Source organism: Phaeodactylibacter sp. (assembly GCF_022763345.1).
In the GTDB taxonomy this organism is placed as follows: domain Bacteria; phylum Bacteroidota; class Bacteroidia; order Chitinophagales; family Saprospiraceae; genus Phaeodactylibacter.
Genome location: NZ_JALEGS010000020.1, coordinates 28228 through 46807, shown reverse-complemented (window position 1 = coordinate 46807; position 18580 = coordinate 28228). Strand labels below are relative to the sequence as shown.

The following is an 18580-nucleotide window of genomic DNA, read 5'->3' as shown; positions in this document are numbered from 1 at the left end:
TTTTTCTCCGTCACTTAACCTTCCTCTACCCGCCGAATCGTGCCTTTTTGGGCATCCATTTCTACCCAATCCCCGGTTTGGAAGTCTAACTGAGCGGGAATTTGAGTGATGCTTGGCACCTGCGCCTCCCGCAGCATGATGGAAGCATGAGAAAGCAGCCCGCCTACGTAGGACGCCACGCCATCTACCTTCGAGAAAAAGGGCACCCAGCCGGGGTCCAGGGCATCCGCCACCAAAATAATGACTGGAAAAGAGGGAGGAGCGACGGTGCGCAGATCAGCGGAAGCTACCCGCCAAACCTGCCCCCTCACTTTACCGGGATAGACCCCCACACCTTGCTGATGATTTTGCTGACTGGCAGAAACGTTGGACAGCACCGTAACCGGCAGGCGGCGCCCCAGCTGATTGTACAGGAAGGTATCCATATCCCAGCCCACCGGTTTGGGAGGCTCCTGGTCTGTCATTTCATCGGCCCGCCACTCATTTTCGAAGAATGCGCTGAGCTCTGCCTGGGTAAAAGACCACGGCGCAAAAGGCAGTTTACCTTTGAGCTCTTCGCGGTATTCCCAAAACAACTTCATCGTTTCGTGCCGTACCCACTCCCGGGTGTGGATCAGGTCAATGACTGGCCGAAATAACCACGCCCAAAGTGGTTGGCGTTTACGGCGTGGCAGGGGCTTGGATGGAGCAGTGAAGTCCACTCCTTTCCGAAGGGCTTCCCAATCTGCCTCGCTGTATTCCCGAAAACGGGGCTGCCCCAGATCAGACTCATAAAAGCCCCGGTGCCCAAACCCTTCGAGAAAGGCATTGGTAGAGCGCTGCCCCCTTTCCCACTCCCGAAAAGCCTGCAGGTAATCCGTGCTGGCACTCTTTTGCTGTATGGCCGCAGCCATTCGGTGCAATAACCCAAGCCGTTCCAGCAGCCCCACAGGGCCGGACATGGCCCCGGTGAGAATCTGCATATTCGTTACCAGTTCTACATAGAGATTGGAAAAGCTGTCGCACCAGTGCCGGAAGGCTTGTGCCGGGTCGATAGGCCAAAGTGGTTCTCGTTCTCCTTTGCCCAAATCTGTTTCCACTGCTGCTTTGCGCTGCCACGCCTGTATGCGCTGCTTCGCCTGACGCTGCTGGCTCAATACCTTAAAAAAAACCGGCAATTTAGCCAGGCAGCGCCAGGGGCGCAGCCCGACCTGATAGAAGTCCTCAGCACCTACCGATCGGCAAACCAACTGTGTGGGGAGCCCCCAGTGCACCATGGTATCCAGCAAGGCTGAAAGGTTGATCCAGGGCATGCCTCCGGCAGCACGCAGGAAAGCACGCTGCGGAAGGGAAGGGTCTAAATCGCGATAGTAGCCGAACAGGGCAGGACCGGCATCCGTGATCAGGTCGGTCATCAGGCGGGAAGGCTCGGGAGGCAGAATCTCCTTGTGGTTAGCCGAAGTCAGTACTTCTTCCGCTTCTTCTGGTGTAGTGATGGGCCGCGCCTGCAGCAACCAGAGCGTTCCTTTGGATACGGCAAATTCGATATCGAGCCCGTGACGGATGTCCAGTTGTTCAAGAAGCTGCCCGGTGATGGAACTTAACCGGATGAGTGCCCGCCGGAGCGATTTACCACCTGTCTCCGGTCCTTTCCAAAAGTCAGAAAGGGCGGACCACCGGACATCCCAGGCACTAAAGCGTGGCAAGAGCAGGGTTCTCCCGCTCTGCTGCCCGCTCATCAGTGCTTCGCCCAATCCCTCTGTGTATTCAAGCTTCCAGCTGCCTTCGCGGAAAGCAAAGAGTACGCCACTGAAGTCTGCTTCCACCATTTCCTGTACCAGCACCTGTGTGCCTTGTTGGGTGGGATAACTTTTGAAAACGTCGGCAATCGCTGTCTCCAGCTCCGACGCTCCAACATTCAGCCTGGACAGATACTGCCCGGCCTGACTGTTCTCCTCTCCGTCTTCCGTGAGATAGGAAGAGCGGACGGCCACCGGGAACCGCAATCCCTCGGGGCGCTCGCCGGCCAAAAAGTCAGCATAGGCCACAGAGGTGAAAGCCGGCACCGGCCATCCCAGAGATTCAAGTTGTTGGAGCTGGCTAAGCTTGCTCATGCAGGATGTAGGCTGTTAGTTTTTCATAAAATCCGTCAGGGTCCTCCAGCATCGGAAAATGGTCCCAATCCTCAACGACATCAAAGGTAGCTTTCGGGAAGTCATTTTGCCAAAGCGAAAGGTATTTGGAGGCAACGACCCGCTCCCGGCTTCCCCAGATGAAGTTGAAGGCCTCGTGCTGAAGCTTTTGCTGCACCTCCCGGTACCAGGCCGGGGTGATCAGGTCGAAAAAAACGGGGAAGGCTGCGCACTGAGCATAGTCTTTGAAAAATTGCTTCCGCACCGCCTCCGGGATACTTTTCGGCTGCAGGAACAGGCGTTTTTCCCAGACCGGGCGCATCGGTGGCCAGGCAATCAGTGCCTGCATGGTTTTCCGGATCAACAGGGGCTTCATGAGCTTAGGGAAGAAACGGTGCTCCAGGGATGCGCCGATGATACCGTGCAGCAATACCTGCCGGGGCTGCCAGTCTGCTGAATCCGGCAACACCCAGCCCCGTGCCGCCCATTCGAGCAGCAGGCTTCCGCCAATTCCATGCCCGTACACCACCCAGGGCTCTTCCGACAAAGGCGCTACTGAGCGCTGCAAGGCCTCAATGAAAGGCATCCAGCCATCTGCTGCTTTGGGCAGTGGGCGGCCATCAAAGCCAGGCAGCTCAGGGAGATGTACCCGAAAAGGCACAACTTGTTTATCCTGCAGCGCCTCCAGAAAAGGCAGAAAACGGGTACGCCCACCACCATTACCATGTAACATCAATACGTTCATCATACGAATGGAGGAACCCTTAAAGGGAAAAATTGTTGGCGGTTTTGTATCTTCCGGTGCATCAAAATCTATGGCTGCTTTGAAGCGTTCCCTACTTCGAACTCTAAAACAACTTGATCGCCTCTTCGTGCGCATGGGCAGAACCGTGCGGGAGTGGCTGGGGCAAAAGCCTACCTGGCCTATCCTTATCGCCCCCTACCGGGGCTACGGCCGCCCCAACTGGATCAGCCTGCGTGGCCGGGTGATCAAGGACCGGCGGATCATCAAAGACGAGGTCAACTCCACTTGGAGGGCATTGATCAACAACTATAAACGGTTCAATAGCCGTGAGGTCATGGGCGCCACCGTGCATGTGGAAGTCAATCATGAAGCCTTCACAGTGCAAACCGATGAGGAGGGCTACTTCCTGCTGGAGCGCCCCCTAAAGCAGCCTGTCCCACAACCTGAAGACCAATGGTTTAATGCAAGGGTACACCTGCGGGAAACGCCCAGGCGAAAAGTCGATGTACGAGCTGAAGTGCCCATTTTAGTGCCACACCCAGAGGCTTCCTTCGGTTGCATCAGCGATGTGGATGACACCATTATGAAGACTGATGTAACTTCTTTGCTAAAGCTGCGGGTGCTTTATCATACTTTGCTAAAAACTGCCGACCTGCGGCAGTCCTTCAGTAAAGCTGCGGCTTTTTTTCAGGCTTTACAGCGTGGCATGAGCCAGCAACCCTGCAATCCGATATTCTACGTTTCAAACAGCCCCTGGAATTTGTACGATCTGCTGGAAGAGTTCCTTACACTCAATGACTTGCCGGCAGGCCCTATTTTGCTGCGTGACTTTGGGCTGCCTTACCAAGACCATCCGGAGGGTTATTTAGGTCATAAGCACAGCAGTATCCTTCGGATTATTGACACCTATCCGGACCTGCCCTTTGTCCTCATCGGCGACAGCGGGGAGCAGGACCCCTATATTTACGAAGCGGTGGCGAAAGCCCGCCCTGGACGCATCCGCGCCATTTACATCCGGGACGTCCGTTCGCTGCGGCGGGCTAAAAGAATCCGGCAGTTTATTGCCCAAACCGGCGTGGATATGAAGCTCGTGGACCACTATCAGCAGGCCGCTATGGATGCGGCAGAGCGGGGGCTTATTCAGGAAACGTACTTTCAGCAGCTCAATCAGTCAGGTCCCAAAAACTAAGCCTCCAACCCACGCCTGCGCCGCCAGCGCCGGATAAGCGGGTAGCTAAAAACCGCCAGCAAAATGACCGTACCGCCCAGGTAGAAGCCCGGTGTCAGCTCTTCATTCTCCCGCAGCAGAATCCAGGCCAGCAGGATACCGTAAACCGGCTCCAGATTGACCGTAAGGTTGGAAGCGAAGGCCGTAAGGTGGTTAAGGGCGCGCAGGGCAAGTACGTAGGCTAGTGTGGTGCAAAGCAGAGATAAAACGAGGAGATACCCCCAGTCTGTCAGGCTGACCGGCAGCAGCTGTACAGGGGTTTCTGAAAAGTACAGATAAAATGGCAATACCAGACAGAGGAAAAGCCAGGCGCTTCCCAGCTCCAGAAAGGTGATGCCCATTTCGTAGGACTGCCGGATGTACTTTTTATTGAGGGTGGCAAAAAAGGCGGCCAGGAAGGCGGAAGCCAGCCCGACCAGTATCCCCGTATTCATAGAGGCATCGGTGCTGCCTACGATGAGCGCCATGCCCGGAATAATGAGCAGCCCGAGCATCAATTCGTACCAGCGTACCCGTTGCCGCATGACCACAGGCTCAATAAGAGACGTAAAAAAAGACGTGGTGGCCATGCAGATGAGCGTGATGGAAGCATTGGACAGCTTGATGGCTCCATAAAAAGCCACCCAATGCAGCGCCACGAGTACACCAATGCCCATAAAGCGAAGGATTTGCGCCCGGGTAAAGGCTTTCATCACCCGCCCTACCCGAATGAGCAGCAGCAAGCTCGCACTCGTAATGAGCACCCGCCACCAGACCATAACGAGGGCGGACAGCTGAATAAGGTCGCCGAGAATGGCTGTAAACCCAAATAGAAAAACAGCGATATGCAGCTCCAGATAAGCTCTTTTTTCCTCCTGCATGGCGTTCCGGTTGATTTTGCTGCAAAGCAACACAAAAAACCAGAAAACATTAGGCCCTGCTCTGCATAAAGTTTGGGGTTCTGTAAACGGGTTTGCGCCTTTCGGTGTTAGGTGGTCATTCATCTTAACATCAAACCAAAACTCAATCCAAAATGGCTGTACAAGTTGGCGATAAAGCCCCGGCATTTGCCCTGAATAATACCGCAAATGAGAAAGTTGCCCTGAGCGACTACGAAGGCAAAAACCTGATCGTTTTGTTTTTCCCCCTCGCCTTCACCAGCGTTTGCACGGAGGAGTTGTGCACCATGCGCGACAATATGGCGGAGTACCAAAAGCTGAACGCTGATGTGGTTGCGATTTCTGTAGATTCTCCCTTCACTCTAGGCAAGTTTAAAGCTGAGCAAAATCTGGATTTCCCACTGCTTTCTGACTTCAACAAGGAGGCTTCTGAAGCTTACGGAGCCATCTACGATGACTTCTTTGGCATGAAGGGGGTTTCCAAGCGTTCTGCCTTTGTCGTAGACAAGGAAGGGGTGGTTCGTTATGCGGAAGTCCTTGATAATGCCGGAAATCTTCCTAATTTTGAGGCGATTAAGGAAACTTTGGGCCAGCTTAACTAGTTGGTGTCATTGAAGCAAGACTATTTCAGCGTATGATCAATGAGTTATTCAATACATCTGTAGAGGAAGTCGAAGAGGTTGTGGTCGAGGACGACTCGGGCACAGGGGAAAAAGCCCAGCTCATTGTTTACAACGATGACCATAATACTTTTGACTGGGTGATTCAGTGCTTCATGGACGTGTTGGGCCACAGCAACGAGCAGTCAGAACAGCTGGCGCTCATCATCCACTTCAAAGGCAAGGCGACGGTCAAAACCGCTCCTAAGGATGTGCTGAAGCCCAAAAAAGATGCACTCATTGACCGCGGGCTTTCTGCCGTCATCGAAGAAGGCGGATAAACGACTCGTTACGCTGACTACAAAAAATCCCGGGCCGCAAATGTTGCAGTCCGGGATTTTTTTGTCCCTTATGCTCACTCGGATCAGTCGTACCCGCGCTCGTCCCGGCCTTCCATGAAGTTGATAAAGGCCCGGTTGACGACACGGTTGCCCCCGGGTGTCGGGTAATTACCGGAGAAATACCAGTCGCCGTTGTTTTTGGGGCAGGCTTGCTGCAGCCCCTCTACCGTTTGGTAAATGACTTTGATCTCTGGCTCTATGCCTTCGGGCGAAACGATCTCCGCAATTTTATCCGATACGGTTTCGTAATCAAACTCGTCATAAAGCGCCTGCACTTCATTGGTGATGTCTTCCTTCAGGCTATGTTCCTGTGCCTTGCAGCGCTCGTAAGCTTCGTGCAGCAGGTGCTCCTTGCCGTTTTCCTTTAGCAGCTCCACCAAAGCCCGGAATGCGACAAACTCCTTCATTTTAGACATATCGATCCCATAGCAGTCCGGATAGCGGATTTGCGGGGCAGAGGATACAATCACAATTTTCTTGGGCCGCAGTCGGGAGGCAATATTAATGATACTATCGTGGAGGGTCGTGCCCCGTACAATAGAATCGTCCAGTAGAACGAGTGTGTCTTTATGGTTGGTCACGATGCCGTAGGTCACGTCGTATACATGCGCCACCATAGCTTCCCGGGAGGTCGTATCCGCGATAAAGGTGCGCTGTTTGGCATCCTTGACCACCAGTTTTTCCATCCTTGGCTTCATAGCCAGGATTTTCTCCAGCTTATCCGGTTTCAGGTCTTTGCCTTTCTTGAGGATTTTATCCTTTTTGATTTCGTTCAGGCTATCTGTCAGCCCTTCCATCAGGCCGTAGAATGCAGTTTCTGCGGTATTGGGCACAAAGGAGAAGACGGTGCGCTTGAAGTCGTAATCTACCTCTTCGAGCACCTTCTCTGTCAGCTGCCGGCCGAGCTGTTTCCGCTCCAGGTAAATATCGCGGTCGTTGCCACGGGAGAAGTAGATACGCTCAAAGGAACAAGCCGCCCGGTCGAGCGGGTCCATACAGCGTACCTCGCTCACGCGGCCATCCTTCTTAACGATGAGGGCGTGCCCCCGTTTCAATTCCTTGATATCGCCAATGTGAAGATTGAAAACGGTTTGGATAGCGGGTCGCTCGGAAGCCACGACTACAATTTCGTCATCCTGATAGTAAAATGCAGGGCGGATACCGGCCGGATCACGCAGCACAAAGGCATCGCCATGGCCAATGAGCCCGGCCATGACGAAGCCGCCGTCAAACTTCTTGCTGGCGCGCCGCAGCAGGCGCTGAATATCCAGGTTTTTATAGATCAGCTCATTGACCTCCTGATTGGAATAGCCATCGGGCTTGTACCAGGTGTGGAGGCGCTGCACTTCATCATCCAGGAAGTGGCCGATTTTTTCCAGCACGGTAACGGTATCTGACTTTTCCTTGGGGTACTGCCCCAGCTCCACGAGTTCCTGAAAGAGCTCATCGACGTTGGTCAGGTTGAAGTTGCCGGCGACGAGGAGGTTACGGGTAATCCAGTTGTTCTGGCGCAGGAAAGGGTGGCAGGTTTCCACGCCATTATTGCTGTGGGTGCCATAGCGCAGGTGTCCCAGGAGGAGCTCGCCTACGTAGGGCTTATTGTCCTTGAGCCACTGCGGGTCGTTGAGCTGCTCCGGTGTCAGGTCCTTGAAGTGGCGGTGTACCTGCTGAAAGAGGTCATCGAGATAATTGGAAGCCACGCTGCGTTTGCGGCTGATGTACTTTTTGCCGGGTTGCACATCAAGTTTGATGGTGGCCATGCCGGCACCGTCCTGCCCGCGGTTGCGCTGTTTTTGCAGCAGCAGTTGCAGCTGATTCAGGCCGTAGAAGGCCGTACCGTACTTTTTATGGTAATAATCAAGCGGTTTGAGCAGGCGGATCATCGCTATTCCGCACTCGTGTTTGATCTGATCGCTCATGGCTGTGTGCCCTTTGTTTAGGAGGAAAAAGAAGTTGCCGCAAAGGTAGGGCCTTTTTGGCAATGCACCGATTAAAGTCAGGAAACATCTTCGGCTGCGGACAAGTTGAGCGCCCCGGTCTGAAGTTCATCCGGATTCGTCCAAAGAAGTGGCATTATGGGCGGTGTGGCCTTAACTTCTGACCGTCTTTGCATGTTAAACAAATAATAATGATATTTCGACACGCACATACTAGCAGTAGCGCACTTGTAATTTCCGGCATGAAAGAAAAAAACGTAGCAGGCATACTCGCATTATTTTTGGGCGGCTTTGGCGTCCACCGCTTTTACCTGGGCCAAACCGGGCTGGGCATTTTTTATATGCTCTTTTTCTGGTTCCCGGTGATGTGGATTGTAGGGCTGATCGATGCGATTGCGTTTTTCTCTATGGATAACGAGAAGTTCGACCGAAAGTACAACCGGGAGCTGCTCTACCGCCGCGAGCAGGAACGCAACTACGACTACCGTGACGACGAGGCTATGCGCCGGATGGAACGCTACGAGCGCCGTCGGGAAGCCCGTCGTGAACGGAGCTACTACCGCCCGAAGAAGCGCAATACCCCAAAGCGCCAGAGCGCCCCAAGCCGGGCTAAGAAGCCTGACAACCCGCACAAAAGTACCGGAGTACAAAAATTCAAGGACTACGACTACAGCGGAGCAATTGCCGATTTTAAAAAGGCACTCAAGATTGAGCCCCGTGATGTGGCCACCCATTTCAACATCGCCTGTGCCTACTCGATCAGTGAGCAGCCGGAGGAAGCCTTCAGCCACCTCGATCTGGCTGTGCAGTTTGGCTTCAATGACTTTGAGAAAATCCGGGAGCACGACAAGCTCGCCTACCTCCGCATTCAGGATGAGTTTGAGGATTTTGCTAAGAATGGGTTCCGCCTGCCGGGCAACGAAGCAGCGTCTGCGCCTTTTGCATCGTCTAGTAAACAGGGAATGCCTGCTGAAGAAGAAGTGGAAGACCATTCTCACCTGCTCGAACAGCTCAAGCAGTTGGGCGAACTGAGAGAAAAGGGCTTGCTCACCGAAGAGGAATTTGCGATTCAAAAGAAGCGGCTGCTTGGATAAAGGCACGCCATGAATTTGTCAGAATTGTACAAATGATAGGGTCCGGCTCAACAGGTTTCGCTAAATTGCGTTAGAACTCATGAATCAGAAAGACAATTAAGCATGACGGCCCAACAGCTCATCTCAGACAGCATTATCCCTTTGCGTACCTCTGAAACGGGAGATACCGCCCTGGGCATTATGAATGACTTCTACGTCCGTCACCTTCCTATTGTCAATGACAAGCAGCTGTTGGGGCTAATTTCCGAAGAAGATATTCTGGAGCACGATGCGCATGAGCCGGTGGGTTCCTATCAGCTCTCGCTCATCCGCCCGTACGTCAAGCACAACGATCACCTCTACGAAATCCTTCGCCTGATCGCGGAGTACCATCTCACCCTAATCCCGGTAGTGGATGAAGAAGAGAACTACATCGGGCTCATCACTATGGAAGATGTGCTGCAGTACTTCACCAAAACGGCTTCCTTCTCCGAGCCTGGCAGCATCGTGGTCCTGGAGATGAGCCGCCACGATTATCAGCTTTCACAGATTGCGCAAATTGTGGAGTCTGAGAATGCCGCCGTGCTCAGCGCTTTCATTACCACCAGCCTTGATTCCATCCGGGTGGACGTTACCATTAAGATCAACCGGCAGAACATTCAGAACATCCTGGCTACTTTCGAGCGCTATGAATACGAGGTCAAGGCTTCCTTTAATGAGATTGAGTACCTCGACTCTTTGCGCGACCGTTATGACTCTTTGATGGCTTATTTGAATGTGTAACTGATCTTTCGCATGCGAAAGATCAGTTAAAAAGTGATTTCACATCAATCGTCAAATACGATGCTCATGATTTAAAGAACTGGAGTATTGAGCACCCTGACTGGAACTTCCTAAACCGGCTGAAACGCCAGCCGGACAAATCCGCTTTCTTTTACTGGCATCAAACGGTAAGTTTGTTGACAAAAGATACTTCCGCGCTTTAGCCTCCTCATCACAATCTTCTTACCCCCCCCCAAGCAACAACACCCTCGGAAAATGGAAAACCTCATACTCCCTAAATGAAAAGGGCGTGACTTGGCTGCTCAGTACGGAGCGGTTGTATATACTCGGAACGGAGAGGTTTGGGCGTCCACCCGACGCACGAGTATGCCGACACGCACAGGTATGCCGACACGAAGTCATGGTTGGTCCCAAACTACTTCGTCGTCGGTATAGTAGGTTAGTGCCCTGAAGGGTGAGCCATTCTCAATTTGACAAATTGTTCCTCCGCCCCCACGTTTTCGCACCTTCCGCTAATGGAAAAAAGAAAACTCCAGGTTTGGGGCCCGGGTGCATTTACAGGCTGTGCTGCGCGCGAGCTTTAGAACGGAATAAAGCTCCGGGAGCGGCATCAGGTCGGTGTTCATGGTTTCACCTTGCAAAAACATGGAGCACCTAGGTGCCGCAGTGACAATATACAAGATGTGGCTGGAGAAAATACCAAATTGAGAATTGCTGGGTTTTATTCCTGCTTTCAAATACCAAGTAAGGCTACACGGCCCATCATCGTTTACTATTTGTCCCGATTTAGCGTATAATTGAGCCCAATTATGTATTGCGTGTAGGTGTAACTGAAAGGCTGAATATTATTGAGTATATAATGTGCGGTAAACCCCAGATCTAAAGAAAGCCCGCGCCAGATTGGCAGATCATAGCCCAGCCCCCACCCAAGGTAACTCAGCCCGGCTACCCGGTAGGGGTCCAGGTCACCACAGGTACAATAATCACCTACATAGTAAGAGGCTTCCGCAATCAGTCGGCTGACATCACGGGGCAGGAAGTCATACTGTATAAAAGCACCGAACAGGTTGTACCGGGCTTTGTCGTTCAACCCCTGTTCCACACTCGACCCCCAGGTAAAAATATGCTTATGAGACAGCCCAAAGTATAGGGAAGGCGTCAGGCTCACAGCAATGTTTTTCTCCCATGTTGTCTCATTATGTGTGTTACTGACGTCAGGGTTGTCTTCCCATATATGCGTTACAGAAGAGCCTATGACCAGGCGTTTCCCGAAAGCACTCTCACCTTGAGCACGGCATAGCAGCGGGATAGTCAGCGCTATCGCTATGAAATAAAGCGGCTTCATAGGCTTTTTAGTTTCCCAATTTCTAATGACAAGCCCAAAAAAGGCTGGGCGAAAGCAGAGGCTAATGATCGATTGGACGGCCTATAGTTGTAATAGCCTGTTTGCACTTTCACCCCATGCCCTATACTGTAATAAAAGGCTCCACCAAATAAATAGTAAACGGTAAATCTACCGGATTCTTGCATCCGCTCATCCCAGCTAAATCCTCCTCCGGCCAAACTAAGCTTACCCCAAAAGCAGCCTGACGCCTTCATTGAGACAGAGCAGGCCATGAAGCAGCAATTAGGGTAAGCCTCAAGTGCATTGATTAAATCAAGACATCATACTAAATCCTGATGCCACCAAAAAATTATAGGATACATCACTGCCTGTACCTCTGACATGCCTGATTCTAGTGCCTACGGACAAAGTTTTATAAACGTCATAAGTTGCTGTCAACCCGAAATTGGCGTTGAAGGTGTTCTCATTCCTTGCACTAAACCATAAAAATGGAATATTCGGGTTGAGGTAATTTTCAACAAATCTCATTTCTCTGTACCGGTTCAAGCCGTAACCTGCCGATAAGTTTAACCGAAAGCGGTCGCCTCTTACGACATCATATCCCAACAATAAGCCCAGGTGAGCTTGTGACCTTTGCCAGTTCATGGTGTAGGAATATCCAAAAGCGTTCTCCCCTCTCTCTGGTATTGATTCAAATACATGGATATACGCATCTGAGGCAGGATTGATTTGCTCAAACATATTCATAAAATGAAAAACCGGTCCAATATGCCAACGTTTGTAGATAAAGGTCATTTGCCCATCGACATTTATCGCTGCAAACCCCTCTGCATCTGACAGGCCGCTGCCAAGATCAATTGCAAATTTTTCCTGTGCCTGCATAGCTGAGGCTCCATATACCAGCAGTATCCAAAAGAATAAGTGCTTAATCATGTTTCTTCATTTGAAAAGTGAGCCCACCTACTCTTTGCCACCAACACTCAGAAGTGAACTGCTGCTCACCGTTTTTGTACATTCTCCATCATTGCTACAGGGGCTACAGTTTCCGCGATCTCCACCGTTGAACCTTGGCTCGCAACCGCCAGTTTCTTGAGAACAATCAGAAGTGGTACAACTAATCGTGTAATTTACTCTCAATACAGTGCCATCTGCTTTCTCCACCCAAAATGTGGATTTGTAGGCTTTGCCAGAAAACACTAATGTATAGCCCCCCTGAGCAGCTGTTTCTATGCTCACATCCGTAAATTCACCGTTGATTCCTGAAAACCGCTGTAGATTTTGGTTGTAAGCCCGCAGCAGCTCTGTCTTGTCAGCAGTCAGCACCGCTTTACCATCTTGGAGCTCTCCGATGGCCAGCCAGCCCTTCTGAGCGTGAGTACAGCTGAACGCTGTCAGCGCTATGAAAATTATTAACAATAAATGCTTCATGATTGAAAATTTTGAGGTACCCTACAAACATAGGCCCTGTTTGTGCAAAAATTTTGCACTCTGCCGTTTTCCCGCCATTTTTTTTTGAAGTTTTTTTAAGCCCTCCAAACAAGCTCCAAGCCCGATAGGGCCGAGCGAAAAGTGAGCCCCGCAGCATAGCGGCTCCTGCCGTTGGGCATGGGCAGGCCCCAAAAAACGGCAATCTGATTTGAGCCCCCTCATCACAACCTCCGTACCACCCCCACCAACAACACCATCGGAAACTGGAAAACCTCATACTCCCTAAATGAAAAAGGAGTGACTTGGCTGCTCAGTACGGAGCGGTTCTTCAGCAGATTGGTGCCCTGAAGGGTGAGCGCCCAGCGGCCGCCATCAAATTGGTAACGGGCATCAAGGGATACCTCATTGTAAAAATCGTAAGACTGCCCGGCCCGGCGAAAGCCATGTAAAGCGGCTGCCCCTTTGACCTGCAGGTTTTCCATGGGCAGGACTTCCCATGACAGCGACAGCTCATCCTGATCGAACCGGGCTTGTGAGCTGCCCTGCTGACGTACCCACCGCTGCGACCGGCTGTAGGCCAAACGCAGGGCGGCTGCCTTGCTGATTTCCCACCGGATTTCCGGATTTGCAAAGGCTTGCCACTCCGCTAACCGGCTATCTACGCCATAGAAGATTTGCCGGAAGGCGGACTGCCTGCCCCTGAAGTTGACCGACCATTCCAGACGATCCCCTTTTTGGCTCATCCGCCCGCGGAAAGACCATTCGTGGCCAGCATCCCGCAGGAGGAAAGTTTCCCGTAGCTGATCGATACCGGTGCCGCTGATGCGCTGTTGCAGTGCGAGGCTGCGCAGGGCGTACGACAACTGCAGGTACCAATTGCGCTGGGTGAAAAAGTCCCTGCGCCGGTAAGCCAGGTTCCAAATATGAGAAAGGCTGTTGCGCAGATCCGGATTGCCCTGTTCCAGCTGATTGAAGCCGGTGATCGTTGCCCGGCTCAGCCAGGCTTCCGTTTCCGGAAAGAGCCGGCTGATGCGGTACCCCAATTCAAATTCACCCACATTCGTCCAGGTGGTGGTGGCTTTGGCGAAAGGCAGGGCCAGCCATTCCCTTTGGCGGGCAGCCGCCTGCCCCTCATCGCGAATCCGCCATTGCATGCAGTGGATGGTGGTGCCCAGTTCGCCCTCCAGCGCATCGCGGGTGTACTTATAAGACAGGCGGGCAGAGGCATCCTCCAACCGAAGCTTTTGACCGTTGCCAAACCGGGTCGTATCAATAGGCAGCAACAAGGGCGTGCCGTTACCGGCTGACCAGCTGTCCATAGTCTGCGCCCGGCTATGCAACTGACGGTAGCCCAGCTGGAATTCGAAGTGGTTCTGCGGACTCAGCACCCAATAATGCCGGTAGGCGGCGGAAAGGGCAGAAAGCCGGGTCTGCCCCTGATGCGAAAGCCCGGCATTCGGTTCCGGTGGTGAGCCAATCAGCCCTTGCAGCAGGGGCTGATTAGATTGCAGGCCAAGCTCGTCCTCCGCTCTGCGCTGCTGCCAGGAGGCTTCCAAAGTGCCAATGTGATGACCGCTGATTTTATGGTGGGCTTCCAGGGTATGGCTGTGGTTTTGAAAGTTATTGTCCTCGTCTGTGAACAGATCACGCCCGGTCTGCACCGTTTGCGAAAGCAGCGTGGAGGCCTCTTCCGCCATTCCATACTGCAGGTCGGACTCCAGGGAGAGGTAGTAGTCTTTTTTGGGATCGTACACCAGGCTGAGGTTGCCGTTGGAGGTTGCCCGTTCGGTATCGCGTTCGCTTTCCCGGTTTTCGGTAACGGGTGGTGCCCCGTCCTGCTGCCAGAAGGCATTGCGCGACAGCGAACGGTAGCCCTGCACACTGCGGAGCCCCAGCCCATAGGCGTAAACAGTCCAGTCTGGGAGAGGCGCAGCGCTGACATTCAGCCCGCCAAACTGTGAGCGGCCGGAGCGGTTATTGCCCGGTGACAGGTAAGGCATAAAATCCTGCTGCAAGCCCGACAGCCCGGCTTGCCCCTCTGCCAGCAATCGGCCCATACCGCCCTGCATCTGAATGACATCGGAAAAAGACAGCGGCTCCAGATTGGCGTTGTTCAGGTCGCCGATGCCATTGACGCTTACCTCAGGGGAATAGTAAAAAAGGTTGGGGTGGGCAAGGTAGCGTTTTTCGGGGCCAGCCGCCGCCGCGATATCTCCAAAGACGAAGCGTTTTTTGTCTTCCCGCAGGCGTACATTGAGCACCAGCTGATTGCCCGTGCCCAGGGGTTGCAGGAAATCAACGGCGTTATAATTATCGATGACCTCCAGCTTGGCAATTACCTCTGCCGGGATATGCTCTAGCGCCAACCTGGAACTGCCACCGAAGAAGGGCTTCCCTTCCACCATCACCTGCTGCACCACTTCCCCATTGAAGCGCAGGCGGTTTTGCTCATCCACTTCCATACCTGGCAGGCGGCGCAGCAGGTCCTGCAGCTTCCAGTCGAATACCTCCCGGAAGGCATCTGTCTGATAGGTGACCGTATCGCCGCGGACCACGACCGGTGGGGCACGGTCTTTGACTTCCACCATCGCCAGGTCGAGGGGTTGCAGGCGCAGAGTAATTTGCAGGGTCGTATCTTCCGTTCCGGCAGGCAGGGTTATGGAGACCGGCCGGTAGCCAAGATAGGTAGTGGTCATTCGCAGGCCTGCAGCGAAACTTGCCTTAAAGCGGAACCGCCCCTGTTGATCCGTCATTGCAAAACGCAGGGTAGCTCCTTCCCCTACCGGCACGAAGGAAATACTGGCAAAAGGCAAAGGCGTGCGCAGGCTATCGTCCAGTACCTGCCCGGTAATTTGGCGTGATTGGGCCAAGATGGGCCACCCAGCCAGCAGGAGCAGCCCGGTAAAAAAAATCCGGTTGTTCCGCACTACTGCCGGCTTTTGAATTGTTGCTCATTGTAGGCGTCGTATTCCTTCTTACTGACCGTTTTGCCTTTTTTGAGCCGGATATCCTTTTCTTGTTCGGCAGATAAGCCTTCGGTGAGGGAGTCGATCGTAAAGGTAGACCAGGGTTTGCCTACTACACCCGCCTCCAATACCAGCCCGGGCAGCCCATCCATGCCCTTGGGACCATAGGGCAGCGGAATTTCCGGGGTAAACCACGCTTCGATCTCATAGTATATTTGCCGTTCGCGAGCTTCTTCATAGTAATCCACTACTGCCGCCGCTTTTTTGCAGGCATACTGCCCAATGTAGCGTTCTTCCTCTGTGATGGCCCACTCGTATTCTTCGTAGGGCATTTGCACGTTGATGCGCTGCCCGGTTTGTTCCACCTGCTTGATTTTCTCCTGCTTTTTGGTGTTACGGTAGTATACATTATTGGCTCCCGTGGTGCTTTTAGCTAGGATGTGCCCCAGCTCATCACCCAGTGGCAGGTAGGGGATAAGCCGGTACTGCGCATGTTCGGAAGTGTAAAGGAGTTCAAAGCGCATCTGGGGGTATTCTGCTTCCATCCCCTTCATGCTAGTCTTAAAACCTTCCCGCTGTTCCGGGGGTAGGCTTTTTACTGCTTCATCCAAAGTTGTGTGGCGCTCAGCGGTACTAATGAGTTTGTAAATCACCTGCCCGGACTGTGCAGGGAGGGTGAGGGTGCAGAGGAGAAAAGTAGTCGCTAAGAGTAGAAATCTGGGGTACATGTTTGTTGTTTTTGTCAATATCTATGGTGATGGCCGGATATACTAAACAAAGCTTACCCCAAAAGCAGCCTGATGTCTTCATTAAGCCGGAGCAGGCTATAAAGCAGCCACTATTGGGGTAAGCCTCAAGTGCGTTGAACCGTTGATTAAACTATGACATCCGCACTAATACTAAATCCTGATGCCCACTAAAAAATTATAGGATACATCACTGACAATGCCTCTGACATGCCTGATCCTTGTGCCTACGGACAAGGTTTTGTAAACGTCATAAGTTGCTGTCAACCCGAAATTGGCGTTGAAGGTGTTCTCATTCCTTGCGCCGAACCATAGAGATGGAGCATTCGGGTTGAGGTAATTTTCAACAAATCTCATTTCTCTGTACCGGTTCAAGCCGTAGCCTGCCGATAAGTTTAACCGAAAGCGGTCGCCCCTTACGACATCATATCCCAACAATAAGCCCAGGTGAGCTTGTGACCTTTGCCAGTTCATGGTGTAGGAAAAACCGGAAACATTCTCCCCCCCCGCTGGTATTGCTTCAAATATATAAATATAGGCATCTGCCGAAGGATTGATTTGCTCAAACATATTCATAAAATGAAAAACCGGGCCAATATGCCAACGTTTGTAAATAAAGGTCATTTGCCCATCGACATTTATCGCTGCAAACCCCTCTGCGTCTGACAGGCCGCTGCCAAGATCAATTGCAAATTTTTCTTGTGCCTGTATAGCTGAGGCTCCATATAGCAGCAGTATCCAAAAGAATAAGTGCTTAATCATGTTTCTTCATTTGAAAAGTGAGCCCACCGCCTGTATCGTGGGTGTAATTGGAAAGTAAGCCATCGCAATATTCCACAATTGACTCGCCTACCCAGTCATCTCCAGAATTAATACTGAATGTAATTCCCCTACCTACTTCAAGCTCAATAAGAGGGGTGACCTTAATTTTTGTTGTCAAGTCTAACTTGATAGATTTTATAGGACTATTATCATGTTCGTACCAAGCGATTTTCATTCTGTCTCCATCTCCTATCTCATCCCATGTAATCAGCTCATAAGAAGGCGTGAACCACGAATTATTACCGCTTACATTTTCTGTTAATCCCTTCTTCAACCCTCCGATACCGTCTCCAACTACTATGTATTCTCCATCAACATAAGAAATATTTGCATCATCGGACCATATTATGATAGGATAGAATTCACCTTTAGCACCTTGCCACCAGTGATCATAGGTATCCGTTGTTCGAAACCTCCAAATGAAGTCCTTTCCATCTTTACAGTACCTGTCACACGGTTCATTGCAAGCATTGGGATCGGTTGGTGGGGCTGATCCTGTACAACCATAAAAGGTGGCACAATACCACTCGCAAAGCCCTGCATTTGCAAATGAAACGCCACAATCACAACAGTATGTCCTCAATGTAGAGTTAAAGTTAATCATTAGCCCCGAGTGGATATATACATCAGTTTCTCCTATCTTACCAATCGATACCTTCTCTGGAGTGCCCGAAACCTCTATTTGCGGTATGTAAGCTTCTGAAGTTCTAAGTATAAATACCTTTTCTTTAGGGTTAGAGGCAATAGAATGAGCCTGCACCTCTCCATCCATATAGAATTTAATGCTCTCATTCTCATCTAGGTCATCTTGACCTTCATCAATATAAATTTTAGCAGAAAAGGCATCTGAATTCCCGAAGTTCAGAAGTAGTAGACTCAAGCCATGATCACGCTCTTCAATTCTTTGAATAATTGAGGCATCACCATCATTGGCTAAAGTTATCAGCTCACGGAGAGTAGCTGTTTTATTTTCTGTAACTTGTAGGGGCTTATCTAGTTCTAAAGCCACAAAAAACTCTAATTCATAATATCCTTTCTTCGCCATTTCTATTGCAAGCTGTTGAAGTTCAGTCTGTAGCCCCTCATATTCAGCGATTAAACCTGATAAGTTCTTTGCAATTGTGTGTCGATCTTGTTCAATCGATGGTAATTCCTTTTCAGGAACATAGTCAGACTCTTCTTCACAACTGAATACCAAGAGTGGCAAAATTAGCATAAGGTAAAACCATCGTTTGTTCTGTTTTGGAACTAATTCATTTAGTTTCATCTTTAAAAGATTTAGATAAATTAAGCTAGAGCTAAAGTTCTTCGTATGATTCTAAAATTGATTCGATTCTATATGAGAGCTTATCAAAACTAAGTTTTGTACGCGCGTTTGTATAGAGGTCCTCTTCAAAACAAAGTTCAACAAACTCTATCAAGAACGAACAAAGAACTCAAGAATAGCAAATCACCTTCTTTTTAGGCATCGGCATTTTCCTGTTACCCTACAAACATAAGTGCAGTTTGTGCAAAAAT

General features: G+C 51.2%; 16 protein-coding genes. 5 read left to right on the top strand and 11 right to left on the bottom strand.

What is annotated here, in order from left to right; all coding sequences use genetic code 11:
* Positions 1-14 precede the first annotated feature (14 nt).
* Both MRY86_RS05050 and MRY86_RS05045 read right to left on the bottom strand, forming a co-directional pair.
* On the bottom strand, positions 15-2093 hold the full coding sequence (locus MRY86_RS05050; RefSeq protein WP_293563028.1) for a PEP/pyruvate-binding domain-containing protein: 2079 nt from the start codon (positions 2091-2093) through the stop codon (positions 15-17).
* The gene (locus MRY86_RS05045) at positions 2080-2859 is read right to left on the bottom strand and encodes an alpha/beta hydrolase (RefSeq protein WP_293563027.1); all 780 of its coding nucleotides are present in this window, start codon (positions 2857-2859) and stop codon (positions 2080-2082) included. The genes MRY86_RS05050 and MRY86_RS05045 overlap by 14 nt, the downstream gene beginning before the upstream one ends.
* 76 nt (positions 2860-2935) lie before the next feature.
* On the opposite strand from MRY86_RS05045, the gene MRY86_RS05040 reads away from it, so the two are divergent.
* Entirely contained in the window at positions 2936-4045 is a 1110-nt protein-coding gene (locus tag MRY86_RS05040; protein ID WP_293563026.1) for a phosphatase domain-containing protein, read from the top strand.
* Here MRY86_RS05040 and MRY86_RS05035 read toward each other — a convergent pair.
* Complete coding sequence (locus tag MRY86_RS05035) at positions 4042-4944, bottom strand: EamA family transporter (RefSeq protein WP_293563025.1); 903 nt, start codon at positions 4942-4944, stop codon at positions 4042-4044. The genes MRY86_RS05040 and MRY86_RS05035 overlap by 4 nt on opposite strands.
* A 152-nt stretch (positions 4945-5096) precedes the next feature.
* Between MRY86_RS05035 and MRY86_RS05030 the strand changes: the two genes are divergently transcribed.
* A complete protein-coding gene (locus MRY86_RS05030) occupies positions 5097-5564 on the top strand; it encodes a peroxiredoxin (RefSeq protein WP_044217230.1) in 468 nt (155 codons plus the stop codon).
* A 32-nt stretch (positions 5565-5596) separates the two neighbouring features.
* Entirely contained in the window at positions 5597-5902 is a 306-nt protein-coding gene (locus MRY86_RS05025; protein WP_293563024.1) for an ATP-dependent Clp protease adaptor ClpS, read from the top strand.
* An 83-nt stretch (positions 5903-5985) separates the two neighbouring features.
* Here the strand turns inward: MRY86_RS05025 and MRY86_RS05020 are convergent, their stop codons facing one another.
* The gene (locus MRY86_RS05020; protein WP_293571042.1) at positions 5986-7881 is read right to left on the bottom strand and encodes an amidophosphoribosyltransferase; all 1896 of its coding nucleotides are present in this window, start codon (positions 7879-7881) and stop codon (positions 5986-5988) included.
* Positions 7882-8141: 260 nt separating this feature from the next.
* Between MRY86_RS05020 and MRY86_RS05015 the strand changes: the two genes are divergently transcribed.
* Both MRY86_RS05015 and MRY86_RS05010 read left to right on the top strand, forming a co-directional pair.
* Positions 8142-8993, top strand: a complete 852-nt coding sequence (locus tag MRY86_RS05015) for an NINE protein (protein WP_293565974.1) — start codon at positions 8142-8144, stop codon at positions 8991-8993.
* Between the two features lie 102 nt (positions 8994-9095).
* The gene (locus MRY86_RS05010) at positions 9096-9755 is read left to right on the top strand and encodes a CBS domain-containing protein (RefSeq protein WP_293565973.1); all 660 of its coding nucleotides are present in this window, start codon (positions 9096-9098) and stop codon (positions 9753-9755) included.
* A gap of 772 nt (positions 9756-10527) precedes the next feature.
* Here the strand turns inward: MRY86_RS05010 and MRY86_RS05005 are convergent.
* The 7 genes from MRY86_RS05005 to MRY86_RS04975 all read right to left on the bottom strand — a co-directional run bounded on the left by MRY86_RS05005 (position 10528) and on the right by MRY86_RS04975 (position 18329).
* On the bottom strand, positions 10528-11100 hold the full coding sequence (locus MRY86_RS05005; protein ID WP_293565972.1) for a hypothetical protein: 573 nt from the start codon (positions 11098-11100) through the stop codon (positions 10528-10530).
* A gap of 312 nt (positions 11101-11412) precedes the next feature.
* Positions 11413-12033, bottom strand: a complete 621-nt coding sequence (locus tag MRY86_RS05000) for a hypothetical protein (RefSeq protein WP_293565971.1) — start codon at positions 12031-12033, stop codon at positions 11413-11415.
* A gap of 27 nt (positions 12034-12060) precedes the next feature.
* Positions 12061-12528, bottom strand: a complete 468-nt coding sequence (locus MRY86_RS04995; RefSeq protein WP_293565970.1) for a hypothetical protein — start codon at positions 12526-12528, stop codon at positions 12061-12063.
* Positions 12529-12749: 221 nt separating this feature from the next.
* Positions 12750-15455 carry a carboxypeptidase regulatory-like domain-containing protein gene (locus MRY86_RS04990; RefSeq protein ID WP_293565969.1) on the bottom strand — a complete coding sequence of 902 codons (2706 nt, stop codon included), beginning with the start codon at positions 15453-15455 and terminating at the stop codon, positions 12750-12752.
* Positions 15455-16222, bottom strand: a complete 768-nt coding sequence (locus MRY86_RS04985; protein ID WP_293565968.1) for a GLPGLI family protein — start codon at positions 16220-16222, stop codon at positions 15455-15457. The genes MRY86_RS04990 and MRY86_RS04985 overlap by 1 nt, the downstream gene beginning before the upstream one ends.
* Before the next feature lie 171 nt (positions 16223-16393).
* Positions 16394-17002, bottom strand: a complete 609-nt coding sequence (locus MRY86_RS04980) for a hypothetical protein (protein ID WP_293565967.1) — start codon at positions 17000-17002, stop codon at positions 16394-16396.
* Complete coding sequence (locus tag MRY86_RS04975; protein ID WP_293565966.1) at positions 16995-18329, bottom strand: hypothetical protein; 1335 nt, start codon at positions 18327-18329, stop codon at positions 16995-16997. The genes MRY86_RS04980 and MRY86_RS04975 overlap by 8 nt, the downstream gene beginning before the upstream one ends.
* Between the last annotated feature and the right edge of the window lie 251 nt (positions 18330-18580).

Excerpts from the sequence above, each read along its gene's own strand:
- MRY86_RS04995 (WP_293565970.1), bottom strand. The coding sequence starts at position 12,528 with ATGAAGCATTTATTGTTAATAATTTTCATAGCGCTGACAGCGTTCAGC.
- MRY86_RS05000 (WP_293565971.1), bottom strand. The coding sequence starts at position 12,033 with ATGATTAAGCACTTATTCTTTTGGATACTGCTGGTATATGGAGCCTCA.
- MRY86_RS04985 (WP_293565968.1), bottom strand. The coding sequence starts at position 16,222 with ATGTACCCCAGATTTCTACTCTTAGCGACTACTTTTCTCCTCTGCACC.
- MRY86_RS05020 (WP_293571042.1), bottom strand. The coding sequence starts at position 7,881 with ATGAGCGATCAGATCAAACACGAGTGCGGAATAGCGATGATCCGCCTG.
- MRY86_RS05010 (WP_293565973.1), top strand. The coding sequence starts at position 9,096 with ATGACGGCCCAACAGCTCATCTCAGACAGCATTATCCCTTTGCGTACC.
- MRY86_RS05005 (WP_293565972.1), bottom strand. The coding sequence starts at position 11,100 with ATGAAGCCGCTTTATTTCATAGCGATAGCGCTGACTATCCCGCTGCTA.
- MRY86_RS05015 (WP_293565974.1), top strand. The coding sequence starts at position 8,142 with ATGAAAGAAAAAAACGTAGCAGGCATACTCGCATTATTTTTGGGCGGC.
- MRY86_RS05035 (WP_293563025.1), bottom strand. The coding sequence starts at position 4,944 with ATGCAGGAGGAAAAAAGAGCTTATCTGGAGCTGCATATCGCTGTTTTT.
- MRY86_RS05045 (WP_293563027.1), bottom strand. The coding sequence starts at position 2,859 with ATGATGAACGTATTGATGTTACATGGTAATGGTGGTGGGCGTACCCGT.
- MRY86_RS04975 (WP_293565966.1), bottom strand. The coding sequence starts at position 18,329 with ATGAAACTAAATGAATTAGTTCCAAAACAGAACAAACGATGGTTTTAC.
- MRY86_RS04980 (WP_293565967.1), bottom strand. The coding sequence starts at position 17,002 with ATGATTAAGCACTTATTCTTTTGGATACTGCTGCTATATGGAGCCTCA.
- MRY86_RS05050 (WP_293563028.1), bottom strand. The coding sequence starts at position 2,093 with ATGAGCAAGCTTAGCCAGCTCCAACAACTTGAATCTCTGGGATGGCCG.
- MRY86_RS05030 (WP_044217230.1), top strand. The coding sequence starts at position 5,097 with ATGGCTGTACAAGTTGGCGATAAAGCCCCGGCATTTGCCCTGAATAAT.
- MRY86_RS05025 (WP_293563024.1), top strand. The coding sequence starts at position 5,597 with ATGATCAATGAGTTATTCAATACATCTGTAGAGGAAGTCGAAGAGGTT.